This window comes from Streptomyces violaceusniger Tu 4113 (genome assembly GCF_000147815.2).
Lineage (GTDB): Bacteria > Actinomycetota > Actinomycetes > Streptomycetales > Streptomycetaceae > Streptomyces > Streptomyces violaceusniger_A.
In genome coordinates this window covers 9,702,749-9,716,215 of the sequence record NC_015957.1, presented here as the reverse complement: position 1 = coordinate 9,716,215, position 13,467 = coordinate 9,702,749, and the positions used below count along the sequence as shown (strand labels likewise).

General features: G+C 73.8%; 8 protein-coding genes. 4 read left to right on the top strand and 4 right to left on the bottom strand.

Features of this window, described 5'->3' with window-relative positions; all coding sequences use genetic code 11:
* The first annotated feature begins 50 nt into the window (after positions 1-50).
* Positions 51-1,157: a sugar phosphate nucleotidyltransferase gene (locus STRVI_RS39670; protein WP_014061201.1), complete on the top strand. Its 1,107-nt coding sequence runs from the start codon at positions 51-53 to the stop codon at positions 1,155-1,157.
* A 340-nt stretch (positions 1,158-1,497) separates the two neighbouring features.
* Here the strand turns inward: STRVI_RS39670 and STRVI_RS39665 are convergent, their stop codons facing one another.
* The 4 genes from STRVI_RS39665 to STRVI_RS39650 form a co-directional block, all read right to left on the bottom strand.
* Positions 1,498-2,409 (bottom strand): DNA-3-methyladenine glycosylase family protein, encoded by a 912-nt coding sequence (locus STRVI_RS39665; protein WP_014061200.1) that lies wholly within the window; start codon positions 2,407-2,409, stop codon positions 1,498-1,500.
* A gap of 1,160 nt (positions 2,410-3,569) precedes the next feature.
* On the bottom strand, positions 3,570-5,024 hold the full coding sequence (locus STRVI_RS39660) for a coenzyme F420-0:L-glutamate ligase (protein WP_014061199.1): 1,455 nt from the start codon (positions 5,022-5,024) through the stop codon (positions 3,570-3,572).
* The gene (gene cofD, locus STRVI_RS39655) at positions 5,021-5,983 is read right to left on the bottom strand and encodes a 2-phospho-L-lactate transferase (RefSeq protein WP_014061198.1); all 963 of its coding nucleotides are present in this window, start codon (positions 5,981-5,983) and stop codon (positions 5,021-5,023) included. The genes STRVI_RS39660 and cofD overlap by 4 nt, the downstream gene beginning before the upstream one ends.
* Before the next feature lie 49 nt (positions 5,984-6,032).
* The gene (locus STRVI_RS39650) at positions 6,033-6,566 is read right to left on the bottom strand and encodes a cysteine dioxygenase (RefSeq protein ID WP_014061197.1); all 534 of its coding nucleotides are present in this window, start codon (positions 6,564-6,566) and stop codon (positions 6,033-6,035) included.
* A gap of 712 nt (positions 6,567-7,278) precedes the next feature.
* Between STRVI_RS39650 and STRVI_RS39645 the strand changes: the two genes are divergently transcribed.
* The 3 genes from STRVI_RS39645 to STRVI_RS39635 all read left to right on the top strand — a co-directional run bounded on the left by STRVI_RS39645 (position 7,279) and on the right by STRVI_RS39635 (position 13,437).
* The gene (locus STRVI_RS39645) at positions 7,279-7,542 is read left to right on the top strand and encodes a WhiB family transcriptional regulator (RefSeq protein ID WP_004952403.1); all 264 of its coding nucleotides are present in this window, start codon (positions 7,279-7,281) and stop codon (positions 7,540-7,542) included.
* Positions 7,543-7,834: 292 nt separating this feature from the next.
* Positions 7,835-11,884 (top strand): glycosyltransferase family 2 protein, encoded by a 4,050-nt coding sequence (locus tag STRVI_RS39640; RefSeq protein ID WP_014061196.1) that lies wholly within the window; start codon positions 7,835-7,837, stop codon positions 11,882-11,884.
* Positions 11,881-13,437: a DUF5719 family protein gene (locus STRVI_RS39635; protein WP_014061195.1), complete on the top strand. Its 1,557-nt coding sequence runs from the start codon at positions 11,881-11,883 to the stop codon at positions 13,435-13,437. The genes STRVI_RS39640 and STRVI_RS39635 overlap by 4 nt, the downstream gene beginning before the upstream one ends.
* The last annotated feature ends 30 nt before the right edge of the window (positions 13,438-13,467 follow it).

Genomic DNA, 13,467 nt, shown 5'->3' with positions numbered 1-13,467 from the left:
CATACACTGGCCGCCGACCGGCGAGCCCCAGCAGGAAGCAGAGACGTTACGTGACCATTGCGCCAGCAACGCCATCGCCAGAGGCGATCCTCCTGGTCGGCGGCAAGGGAACCCGGTTGCGCCCGATGACGGTGCACACTCCCAAGCCGATGGTCCCGGCGGCCGGCGTTCCGTTTCTGACCCACCAACTCGCCCGCGCCCGCGCCGCCGGGGTCGAGCACATCGTGCTCGCCACCTCCTATCTGGCGGAGGTCTTCGAGCCGTACTTCGGTGACGGCTCCGCGCTCGGCCTGCACCTGGAGTACGTCACGGAGGAGGAACCCCTCGGCACCGGCGGCGCCATCCGCAACGTCGCCTCCCGGCTGCGCTCGGGCCCCGACGACCCGGTGCTGATCTTCAACGGCGACATCCTCACCGGCCTCGACATCCGCGCCCTCGTCGACAACCACCGCACGACGGGCGCCGATGTCTCCCTGCACCTCACCCGGGTCCCCGACCCCCGCGCGTACGGGCTGGTGCCCACCGACGAACAGGGCAGGGTCACCGCCTTCCTGGAGAAGCCGCAGACCCCCGAGGAAATCGTCACCGACCAGATCAACGCGGGCGCGTACGTCTTCAACCGTTCGGTCATCGACACCATCCCCGCCGACCGCCCCGTCTCCGTCGAACGCGAGACCTTCCCCGGTCTGCTGGCCGCGGGCGCGCATCTGCAGGGCATGGTCGACTCCACGTACTGGCTCGACCTCGGCACCCCCCAGGCCTTCGTCCGCGGCTCGGCGGACCTGGTGCTGGGCCGGGCCCCCTCCCCGGCCGTACCGGGACGCTGCGGTGACCGCCTCGTCCTGGACAGCGCCTCGGTCGCGGGCGACGCCAAGCTGACCGGCGGCACGGTCATCGGCCCCCAGGCCCGGGTGGGCGCGGGCGCGCGCATCGACGGCAGCACGGTGCTGGAGGGCGCCGTCGTGGAGGAGGGCGCCCAGGTGCGCGATTCGCTCGTCGGCGCGGGCGCGCGCATCGGCGCCCGTACGGTGCTGCAGGGCGCGGTGGTCGGGGACGGCGCGCTGGTCGGCCCGGACAACGAGCTGCGGGACGGCGTACGCGTGTGGTGCGGCGCGGACATCCCGGCGGGGGCGGTCCGCTTCTCGTCCGACCAGTGACGGGGGTGCCGGTCGGGCGGGCTTGCCCTTGGACGCGAGGTGGGGTGCGCGGTGGCGTGTGTGGTGGGTGCCGGGTGCGGGGCCTCCGGGGCGGCGCCCTGGACCGTATATTTACGGCGCCATTGACCGGGGGCGTTGAGTTGGTCGGAGATCGGCGCCACAAATACACGTAAGCGTCCAGGACACCACCCCTGCGACCCCGCCCCCTCCCGCCGTCTCGCGGCTGCCCGCCGGTGGCACCGGGGCGCCTGTCCGTCTCGCGTTCGGCCCGGGGGCCGTGCATTCAGCCCCTCCGGCGTTTGAGGAGCGGAGCCCCTCGGATGTGACTGGGGCCCGGGAGCTACATCGTCCGGAAGTCCCTGACCGCGAAGCGGGGGGCACGGCGGGGTGGGGTGCGGCCGGACAGGAGGATCAGCCGGGTCGCGCGGTAGCGCTGGCCCGCGTAGGGGACCAGGAGTTCGAGCATCGCCTCGTCGTCCGCACCCCGCTCTCCGGTGAGCGCGTAGCCGACGATCTGCGGCAGATGCAGATCCCCGACCGTGATCGCGTCCGGGGTGCCATTGCTGCGCTGCAGGGTCTCGGCCGCCGTCCAGGGCCCGATGCCCGGGATGAGTTGCAGCCGGGCGGAGGCGGTGGCGAGGTCCATGGACGTGGCCTCCTCCAGCCGTCGGGCGACCCGGACGGCCCGCAGGATCGTCGAGGAGCGCTTGGTGTCCACGCCCGCGCGGTGCCACTCCCACGACGGGATCAGCGCCCAGGTACGCGGATCGGGCATGACCCGCATCCGCATCCCCTCGGCCGGACCGGGCGCGGGCTCGCCATGCCGCTGAAGCAGCAGCCGCCAGGCGCGGTACGCCTCGACGGCGGTGACCTTCTGCTCCAGGATCGACGGAATCAGGGATTCCAGGACCAGCCCGGTGCGGATGAGCCGGAGACCGGGGTGGCGGCGGTGCGCCTCGTGGACGAGCCGATGGCGGGGCACGAACGCGGTCGGGTCGTCGTCCGCCCCGAGGAGGGCGGGCAGGCCGTCCAGCAGCCACTCCGCGCCCGGCCCCCAGGCCCGGCCCTCGACCTCCGCACCCTTGCGCGCGATCCGCATGGTCCCGGGCCCGGCCGGCGTCCGGCTCGCCCGCCAGAAGGCGCCGTCCGCGCCGACCTGAAACGCGGGATCCCCTGGGCCTCGCTGCAGCACGCCGAGGTTACGCGCGAGGTCGCAGGGCCCCGAAGGGCGCCAGGTACGTCTCACACACACCCCGCCACCCTACGACCCACCCAATCCGCACTTCCCCCGCCCCGGGGGTGTGCCCCTGGCGCCCACTCGCCGAGGAACTGGGAGGACGCAGGGCCGGCGCCCACCCCCGCCCAACACTCGGCCCCTGGAGGCCGGTCGCCAGCGAGGGCACACCCGTCCTCGGGCGATCCGGAACCGGACAGGCGGCTCGTGCCACTGGCAGGTGGTCGCGGGACGGCGGTAGGGGGCGGGGGTCGCACCCCCGGCGCTGGACGTGGGACGGGCAGGCGGCCTGTGCCACCGGGGCCTGGTCGTCGATGCAGCGGGAGAGGACGGGGCCGTTCCCCCCGGCCCAGCGCCTCCGGGCGGTCCGAAGCCGGGGAAGCGGCCTGTGCCACTGGCGGGTGGCCGCGCGGCGGCCGGAGGGGCACTCCCCTCGTCCATCCGGCGGCCCTCAGGCTGAAACGCGGGGCAGGTGCCCGGTGCCACCGGCGGGTGGCCGCAAGACGACGGTAGGGGATTGGGGTCGCTCCCACGCCCGCCCAGCACCCGGCCCGCGGGCGGAACGCGCGCCGGACAGGTGCCCGGTGCCACCGGCGGGCGGTCGCAAGACGACGGTAGGGGATTGGGGTCGCTCCCACGCCCGCCCAGCACCCGGCCCGCGGGCGGAACGCGCGCCGGACAGGTGCCCCGGTGCCACCGGCGGGCGGTCGCAAGACGACGGTAGGGGATTGGGGTCGCTCCCACGCCCGCCCAGCACCCGGCCCGCGGGCGGAACGCGAGACGGACAGGCGCCCCGGTGCCACCGGCGGGCAGCCGCGAGACGGCGGGAGGGGGCGGGGTCGCAGGGGTGGTGTCCTGGACGCTTACGTGTATTTGTGGCGCCGATCTCCGGCACACTCAACGCCCCCGGTCAATGGCGCCGTAAATATACGGTCCAGGGCGCCGCCCCGGAGGCCCCGCACCCGGCACCCACCACACACGCCACCGCGCACCCAAGGGCGCCCCGTCCCAAGGGCAACCCCGCGGCGCACTCCAGCAAACGCTCCCGCACCCGTGCCCCCACCCCGCACAACGCACGCCCCCCTGCCCCCGCGCGCACAACCCCATCGCACAACCGGCCCGCGCAACCCCTCCGCTCAGCGCACCCGCACAACCCCGGAAACCCCGGACCCGACGTCCTACCGCACCACCACGAACCCCTCGACCCCCCGCTCCGGCCGTGCCTTCGGCGGAACTGCCGCCTGGCCCACCGCGACCGTGCCCATCGGGTCCCAGTCGTCCGGCAGGCCCAGTACCTCACGCACCACCGGGCGGCAGAACATCGTGGACGACACCCACGCCGACCCCAGCCCCTCACCCGCCAGCGCGACCAGCAGGTTCTGCACCCCGGCGCCCGCCGCGACCACGAACATCTCGCGCTCCGCCGTGTTCCGCCGCGGGTCGGGGTAGCTGTGGGCGCCATCCGCGACCAGGCAGGGGACCACCAGGTACGGCGCCTTGCGCAGCACATCCCCGCGCCGCACCCGCTTGGCGATGCTCTCCTCCGAGAAGCCGTCCCCTCGCAGGTCGGCGATCCACGCTTCCCGCATCGCGTCCAGCAGCCGCGTCCGTGACTCCTCCGACTCCAGCAGGACGAAGCGCCATGGCGTCGTATGGTGCGGCGCCGGCGCGGTGACGGCGGCGGCGACCGCGCGCCGCACCGCCGCGCCGTCCACCGGCTCGTCGGTGAACTCCCGGACCGTACGGCGCAGCGTCACGGCCTCCCGTACGGCCTCGGAGGTGCCCAGCCGGAACATGTCGTCCGCGGCACCGCGCACCAACGCCCGCGCGCCTTCATCGAGCTCTTCACCGAGCTCTTCATCGAGCCCTTCACCGAGCCCTTCGCCAGGCCCATCCGGTCCGCCGAGCCCGTCAGACCCGTCGTCCAGCCCCTCGAACGCCACCACCTGCGGAAGCCCCCGCAGTACCGCCACCGGCAACCCCTCGGCCTTGCCCTTGACCAGGTCACCCGCCGCGGCCAGCTCATCGGCGGTGGCGACGATGGTCGCGCTCAGCGCGTTCCCGTACGCGTCGACGCCGCCGCGCAGATCGTCCAGGACCCGCACCCCCGCCGCCCCGATGGCGACGTCGGTGACCCCGGTCCGCCACGGTCGACCAAACGTGTCGGTGACGATGACGCCGACCTCCACGCCGAGCACTTCCCGCAGCCCGGCCCGGATCGCCCGCGCCGAGGCGTCGGGGTCCTCGGGGAGCAACAGGACCGTCCCGGAAGGCGTGTTGGAGGCGTCGACCCCGGCGGCGGCCATGACCAGGCCGTGGCGGGTCTCGACGATCCGGGTGCGGCCGCGTCGCGCCACGACCCGCACCGTCTCGGCGTCTATGGCCGCCTCGCGGTCGGTCGCCTCGACGACGCGCCCCTCCGCCTTGCTGACGATCTTGGAGGTGACCAACAGCACATCGCCGTGCGCGAGCCCCGGCAGACCGCCGGAGGTCGCGGCGTCGGCGATGAGCTTGGCGAGGTCGTCACCGGGCCGCACCTCGGGCATACCGGGGAGGGCCCACACCTGATACGACGGCAGCTCGTGCGACGCGCCACCCGGCACGCCCTCCACCCCGTCCCGCAACGCGCTCATCCCCGCACCTCTTCCGCCAGCACCAGCGCCGCGGCCGCCATCGCCGCCGTGGCCTCAAGGTCCGTCATCATCAGCGGGATCGCCCGGCAGCGGATCCCGGCGGCCTCGACCTCGTCGACCGCGCCCGCGTCCACGGTGTCGACGAGCCAGCCGTCCAGCAGCCCGGAGCCGTAGTGCTTGGCGACGGCGGCGGCGGTGGACTCGACGCCGACGGCGGCGAGCACCTTGTCGGCCATGCCGCGCACGGGCGCGTCGCCCACGATGGGGGACAGGCCCACGACCGGGACCCCGGCGTCGGCGATGGCCTCGCGCACGCCGGGCACGGCGAGGATCGTGCCGACGCTGACGACCGGGTTGGACGGCGGGAAGAGGACGACGTCGGCGTCGGCGATGGCCTCCAGGACGCCGGGCGCCGGCTTGGCCTGGTCGGCGCCGACGGGGACGACGGCGTGGGCGGGCACGGAGGCGCGCAGCCGCACCCAGTACTCCTGGAAGTGGACGGCCTTACGGCTCTCGCCGTCCGGGTCGTCGATCAGGACATGGGTCTCGACGCGGTCGTCCGTCATGGGCAGCAGCCGCACCCCCGGCTGCCACCGGGCGCACAGCGCCTCGGTGACGGCGCTCAGCGGATAGCCCGCGCCGATCATCTGCGTACGGACTATGTGCGTGGCGAAGTCGCGGTCGCCGAGGCCGAACCACTCGGGCCCCACCCCGTACGCCGCCAGCTCCTCCTTGACGGTGAACGTCTCGTCGGCCCGGCCCCACCCCTGCTCCTCGTGGATGCCACCGCCGAGGGTGTACATCACGGTGTCGAGGTCGGGGCAGACCTTGAGGCCGAAGAGGTGGATGTCGTCGCCGGTGTTCCCGATGACGGTGATGTCGGCGTCCGGAGCCGCCGACATCAGACCGCGAAGGAAACGGGCGCCACCGATACCGCCTGCCAGAACCACAATGCGCATGGGAGACAGTCTGGCAGCAGCCCCGGACATCGCGGGCGTTCGGGGCGGCTCAGCGGCCCGGGACGCCCAGCGTGCCGGGGGCCGCGGCAGGGCGCGCGGGGGCGGACAACTCGGCGCTCTGGGTGGGGTGCAGCGGCATCTCGGTCAGCCCGGGGAAGTAGATGTGCAGGCTGACGGCCGGTTCGAGGGCGTCGTTGACGACGTCGTGCACATAACCGGGCGCGAAGACGCGCTGTGCGCCGGCGCGCAGCGCATGCCGCACGCCGCGCGTTCCCACCCGTTCGGTGAGCTCGCCCTGGAGCACGGTCAGCACTCCGGAGGAGCGGCCGTGGTCGTGGGCTCCGCTGCCCTGTCCGGGCACCCAGCTCAGCAGCCACACCTCATAGCCGGGGCCGGTGCGCAGCCGGTGGTACCAGCGGCTGGTGGCGTCGTACTGGACGAGGGAGGCCCAGCCGTCGCGGTCGGCCGCGATGGTGCGGGCCAGACCCGCGAAGGCGGAGACGGTGGAGGGGTGCGCGGGTACGGGCGGCAGCAGATGCGGGATGGCGAGCGGGTCACCGGCGATCTGGACGTCGCTGTTCATGGCGGGGGTTCCTCGGCGGGAAGGGCGCGGAGAGGTGCGCCGTAGGGGACGCTGTCAGGGCGCGAAGTGCGGTGCGAACGAGGTCTCAGGACGAGGCGCCGTAGGCGAAGCGAGAGAAACGCGGAGAAAGCTGGAGCTCGGGGGGCATCAACAGCTCGAACAGCGACAGCGAGCCTGCACAGCGCAGCGGAACCCGTGGTCACGGGTCGGCAGGGGCGCGTGGGTCACTGACATGCGACCAAGGAGACCCGGATCGCCGCGCCGCTGTCAACTTGATCTCACGTTTCAGCTCAAGGTTCACCTCATCAGGTCGCTCTGGAGGCAGAAAGGTTTGTGCACGCGTTGTACCGGTGAGAGGGCGCACCAACGCGCATCGACGCGCACCACCCCCGCACCACCCCTGCACGATCCCCGCACGACCCCCGCGCCACCCTGCTCCATCTCCCGCGCGATGCAACGGGACCGGCGTCGATGGCGTCCTCCTCAGTGAGCGTGAGAGGAGGGACCCGGGCGTCGGATGGGGAAGGTGTCGCGTTTAGGCCGATTTGAACACTTTCCGCGCAGCCTTGGTTCCGCAGAGTGAATAAGAGGCCCAATAGCAGATCTCGGCTTGACTGGCCCGGATCGGCGCACTTGTAATTTCACTCGTGTCGTTCTGCCGGCTCATCGACGGCATCAGGCACGGGGACGCAAAGACAGACGAGGGGCGCACATGACCGAGTTGTTCCAGCAACTGCTGGTCGAAGAGGCGGACGAGGAGCTCGGTTGGCAGGAGCGCGCGCTGTGCGCCCAGACCGATCCCGAATCGTTCTTCCCGGAAAAGGGCGGATCCACCCGTGAGGCGAAGAAGGTCTGCCTCGCGTGTGAGGTCCGTTCCGAGTGCCTTGAGTACGCCCTCGCCAACGACGAGCGGTTCGGCATCTGGGGCGGTCTGTCCGAGCGTGAGCGCCGCCGACTGAAGAAGGCCGCCGTCTGACACCCGACGCCGGACCGGGCCCGCGGGACCCGTCCGACTCGCCGGACCCGTCGGCCGCGCCGACTCCTCGGGCCCGTCGGACCTGCCGGAACCGTATGACCCGCGCTGACATATCCGCACAGGTCACGGCGGGCTGAGCCACCGCGACCGGTGCGCCCCCCGCCCGCATGGTGACGGGAGGCGGACCGGTCGCATACACAGCCGTTAGTGTGGGGCCCCGTCCGAGACGCTCCAATGCCCCCAGGGGGCGCGCGCGTCCACCGCAGTCCAGCGAACCGGGGCCCGTACCTCGATGTCCGTGCACAGCCACCAGGCGGCCCAATATCCGGCCGCCAACGCCGCGTTTGCGCCCGCTCAAGAACCGGTTCAGGCACCGGCCTATCCGCGTCATGTCGTCACCGCCGTCCTGGTCGCCCACGACGGCGCCCGCTGGCTGCCCGACGCGCTGTCCGGTCTGCTCGGCCAGGAGCGCCCCGTCCAGAGCGTCGTCGCGGCCGACACCGGCAGCGCCGACGACTCCGCCCGGCTGCTCACCGAGACCCTCGGCGAGGAGCGGGTGCTGCACATGGCGCGCCGCAGCGGCTTCGGCACGGCCGTCGCCGAGGCGGTCCGCACGGCCCCGGTGCTCGGCCCCGAGGAGCTCACCTACCTCAAGCGCCCCAGCGGCTGGGACCCCGTCAACCGGACCTGGCGCGACGACGCGTACGACCTGCCGGAGCTGCCGCACGGCGAGCCCGTCCAGTGGCTGTGGCTGCTGCACGACGACTGCGCGCCCGACCCCGACGCGCTGGCCGAGCTGCTGCGGGTCGTCGACGCCGAGCTCACCGCCAACCGCGAGCCCGCGATCGTCGGCGCCAAGCTGCGCGGCTGGTACGACCGCCGGCAGTTGCTCGAAGTCGGCGTCAGCATCGCCCGCAGCGGCCGCCGCTGGACCGGTCTGGAGCGGCGCGAGCAGGACCAGGGCCAGCACGACCAGGTGCGCCCCGTGCTGTCGGTGTCCAGCGCGGGCATGCTGGTGCGCCGCGATGTGTGGGAGGAGCTGGGCGGTTTCGACGCCCGGCTGCCCCTGATGCGGGACGACGTCGACCTGTGCTGGCGCGCCCAGGCGGCCGGTTATCAGGTGCTGATCGCTCCGGACGCGGTACTGCGGCATGCGGAGGCGTCCGCGCGCGAGCGGCGGCCCATCGACTGCGTGGGGCGCTCCGTCGCGAACCCCCATCGCGTGGACAAGGCCGGCGCCGTCTACACCCTGCTGGTCAACACGCGCGGCGGGCTGCTGCCCTATGTGATGCTGCGGCTTCTGTTCGGCACGCTGCTGCGCACCCTGGCCTATCTCGTGGGCAAGGTGCCGGGGCAGGCCCTGGACGAGGTCGCCGGTCTCTTCGGCATCCTGTTGCGGCCGGGGCGGATCCTCGCCGCGCGCAAGCGCAGAGGCCGCCCCGCGGCGGAGCCGAGCGAGCTGCGGCCGCTGTTCCCGCCGCCCGGTGCGACCGTAAGGGCGACGGTCGAGCAGGTCGCCAGCAATATAGGCGGCCGTTCCGAGCCCGAACTGTCCTCCGGCGGGCGGCACGGCGCGGTCGAGTCCGGGCCCGGCGGCGATGACGCCGACTTCCTGGAGGTCGAGCAGTTCGCCCGGCTCAAGCGGATCGCGCGCAAGCCAGGGCCGATGCTCTTCCTCGTCCTGCTGGTGGTCTCGCTGGTCGCCTGCCGGGATCTGCTCGGTGCGGGCGCGCTCGCGGGCGGCGCCCTGCTGCCCGCGCCCGCTCATGTCTCCGAGCTGTGGTCGAGCTATGTGGACGGCTGGCATCCGGTCGGCACCGGCGGGACGCAGTCCGCGCCGCCGTATCTGGCCGCCCTCGCCGCACTGGGCACGGTCTTCCTGGGCTCCACGGGCTTCACGCTGACCCTGCTGCTGGTCTGTTCGGTGCCGCTGGCCGGGTTCATCGCGTACTTCGCCTCCCGGCCCCTGGTCGAGTCCCGGCTGCTGCGCGCCTGGGGGAGCGTCGCGTACGCCTTCCTCCCGGCCGCGACCGGGGCGCTCGCGGGCGGGCGGCTCGGCACCGCCGTGCTCGCCATACTGCTGCCGCTGATGGCCCGGGCCGCGGCCGCCGCGAGCGGGTTCACGAGCAATGGGACGCGGCTGCCGAGCTGGCGGGCGGCATGGGCGTACGCGCTGCTGCTCACGTTCACCATGGCCTTCACCCCGGTCGTCTGGCCGATGGCGCTCCTCCTGGGCGTCGGCGTGCTCGTACGCCACCGGCAGAGCGGCACCGAGCAGCTCATGGGCCACGGACTGCGGTTCCTGACCGTGCTCGTCACCCCGCTCGTCGTGCTCGCCCCCTGGTCGCTCGACCTCCTTGCCGACCCCGCCCGCTTCCTCGAGGAGGCCGGGCTGGACCGCGGCGCCGGCTCCGCGTCCGCCCTGGACCTGCTCGCGCTCAGCCCCGGCGGCCCCAAGGGCGGCGGCACGCTGCTGCTGCTCGGCTTCGTCCTGGCCGCCCTCGCCGCCCTGATGCGCGGGGAGCGGCAGACGCTGGTGCGCACCGCGTGGGTCGTGGCGCTCACCGGCTTCCTCTTCGCGGCGTTCACGGGCGGCTCCGGCTGGGCCGGGCCCGCGACCCTCGTCTACGGCCTGGCGCTGCTGACCGCCGGTGTGGTGGGCGCCGAGAACGCACGCGAGCGGGTCGCGGCGCAGAGCTTCGGCTGGCGCCAGCCGGTGGCGCTGCTGATCGCGGTCGCCACGGTCGCCGCGCCGCTGTACGCCGCCGTCAGTTGGATGGTGAGCGGCGCGGACGGCCCGGTGGGGCGGCGCGACCCCTCGCAGGTTCCGGCGTTCGTGGCGGCCGAGAGCGCCACCGAGGACCAGGCCCGCACGCTGGTGCTCGGCGGCGGCAGCAGCGCCGCCCACGCCGACTACGCCCTGGTGCGCGGCTCCGGCGCCCGGCTGGGCGAGGGCGAACTCGCGGCGGCGGGCGGCGCCGACACCCGGCTCGACGGCGTCGTGGCCAATCTGATCGCGGGCTCCGGCGCCGACCAGACCCGTCAGCTCGGCGGCTACGCGGTGCGGTACGTGTACGTCCAGAAGGGCGCGCCGTCCGAGATGGAGCGGGTGCTGAACGCGACCCCGGGCCTCACTCAGCTCAGCCGGGAACACGGCGGCGTGCTGTGGCGGGTCGACCAGCGGGTCTCGCGGGTCTCCATCGTCCCGGCCGAGTCCTCGGGCCGTCCGGCGGGCGGGGCGGCGGCCAAGCCGGTGCATGTGGCGTCCGGCCCCGTCGAGGCGCACACCACGGTGCCGGACGGCACCGCCGGGCGGGTGCTGCGGATCGCCGACCGGTCCGCACCCGACTGGCAGGCCACGCTCGACGGCAAGCCGCTGAAGGCGACGACCGTCGACGGTTGGGCGCAGGGCTTCGAACTCCCGGCGAACGGCGGCCGGTTGGACCTCACCTACGACACGCCCATCACGCACACCGCGTGGGTGTGGGCGCAGGGGCTGCTGGCGGTCGTGCTGCTGGTGCTCGCGCTGCCGGGCCGCCGCCGGAACGTCGACGACGACCTGCCGGACGCGGAGGGCGCGGCCGCCGTCATCACCGCCGAGGACATGGCGGGCGACGGACGCCGGGCGCGGCGGCTGCGGGCCGCCGCGGAGGCGCAGGCCGGGCAGGCAGAGGCCGGCAAGGGGCGGCCGGACGAGGATCCGGCCACCGCGGACGCCATGCCCCCGCTGCCGGACGAGATTCCCCCGCAGCCGGGCGAGCCGCCGCTGCAGCCGCCCGTCGAGCCGGCCGCCATGGGCGACCCTTACGGCGACCAGGCGGCGGCGAACGACCCTTACGGCGACCAGACGGTGGCGAACGATCCGTACGGCGACCAGACGGCCGCCGGTGACCCGTACGCGGCGGTGCCGCATCAGCAGCAGGCCGTGCCGCATCAGGAGCAGTACGGGCAGCAGTGGGACGCGCAGACGTACGCCGACGCCGGATACGGCCAGTACCCGGCCGGTCAGTACCAGGGGGAGCAGTACCAAGGCGAGCAGTACCAGGGCGAGGGCTACCCGGGTCAGTACCCCGGCGGCCAGTACCCGGCCGGTGACTACCAGGGCGGCTATCAGGACACCGGCTATCCGGCCGGCTACCAGGAGGGCCAGGGCCAGGGCCAGGGCCAGTACCAGGAGGGCCAGTACCCGGCGGACCCGTACGCGGGCGGCCAGTACGCCGACCCTTACGGCTACGACCAGCAGCAGCCCTACCCCGACGGCGGCTACCCCCCGCAGGGCGATACGACGTACGGCGGCGCCGACCCCGAGGACCGCCGCGACGGGAGCGAGCAGCAGCGATGAACCGCACCACCCTGTCCCTCATCGGCGCCGCCACGGCGCTGGCCGCCGTCACCGGCGTCGCGGCCCTCACCGGGGGCTCCTCCGACGACGCGGACTCCGCCGCGAAGGCCGCCGCCCGGCTGCCCGTGCAGCGCTCGACGCTGCTGTGCCCGACGCCCTCCTCCTCGGATGTGAGCAGCACCACCTACACCGCGTACACGCCCAAGCGCGACGGCGTGGACGCCAAGGACGGCACCGCCGAACTGCTGCCCGCCCAGAACCCGGCTGATGACGTGCCGGGTCCCGGCGGCGACGGCGGTAAGGACAACAAGAACGGCAAGAAGGGCGGTCAGGCGTCCCCGGGCGGCGACAAGCCCGTACTGCCCCTGAAGGAGCCCGGCAAGCCCGTCACCACCGACGAGGACAGCGAGGGCGCCCCCGCGCTCATCGGCACCGCCGACGGCCGCTTCGCGCCCGGCTGGACCGTCCAGCAGACCACCACGATCGACGCGGGCAGCGGACGCGGCATCCTGGGCACCGCGTGCACGGCCCCGGATACGGACTTCTGGTTCCCCGGGGTCAGCACGGACAAGAACCGCCAGGACTTCGTCCATCTCACGAACCCGGACGACGCCGCCGCCGAGGTGGATCTGAAGCTCTACGGACCGAGCGGCCGGCTGAAGCCCTCGACCGACGAGTCGATCACGGTCCCGCCCCGCTCCACCGTCCCGGTCCTGCTCTCCACCCTCACCGACCAGCGGGCGGCCGGCGCCTCGCTCCGCGTGACGGCCCGCACCGGCCGGATCGGCACGGCCGTACAGGCCGTGGACCAGAAGGCGGGCAGCGACTGGCTTCCCGCCTCCGCCGTGCCCTCGACGAGCGTGGCGATCCCCGGCATCCCCAAGGACGCCACCTCGGCGCGCCTGGTCGTCTTGGCGCCCGGGTCCGACGACGCGGACCTCAAGGTGCGGCTGGCCGGGCCGAACAACTCGATCACCCCCGCAGGGCATGAGTCACTGCACGTCAAGAGCGGGATGACGACCGCGATCGACCTCGGCGACGTGACCAAGGGCGAGCCCGGCTCGCTGCTGCTCACCCCCGAGGGCGGCGACGGCCCGGCCACGCCGGTGGTGGCCGGGCTCCAGGTGACCCGGGGCAAGGGGAGCGACCAGGAGACGGCGTTCATCCCGGCGACCGGCGCGATCGAGCGCAGCGCCACCGCGGCCGACAACCGCACCAAGGGGTCGACGCTCTCCCTGGTGGCGCCGGGAGCGACCGCCAAGGTGCGGATCACCGCCTCCGCGGGCGCCGGCGGCGGCAGCCCGGTCAGCAAGACCTACGAGGTCAAGGGCGGCACCACCCAGGCCCTGGAGCCACCGCGCCCGGCCTCGGGCAAGGGCCCGTACGCGGTGACGGTCGAGCGGCTCTCCGGCGGGCCGGTGCACGCCTCGCGGATGCTGGCGCTGCCGGAGGGCGGGGTCCCGATGTTCACGATCCAGCCGCTGCCGGACGACCGGGGCATGGTCGCGGTGCCCGAGGCGGGCCAGGACCTGTCCCTGCTCAACGACGACTAGGGCCGCGCCTGAGGGCGGTTAGGGCTGCTC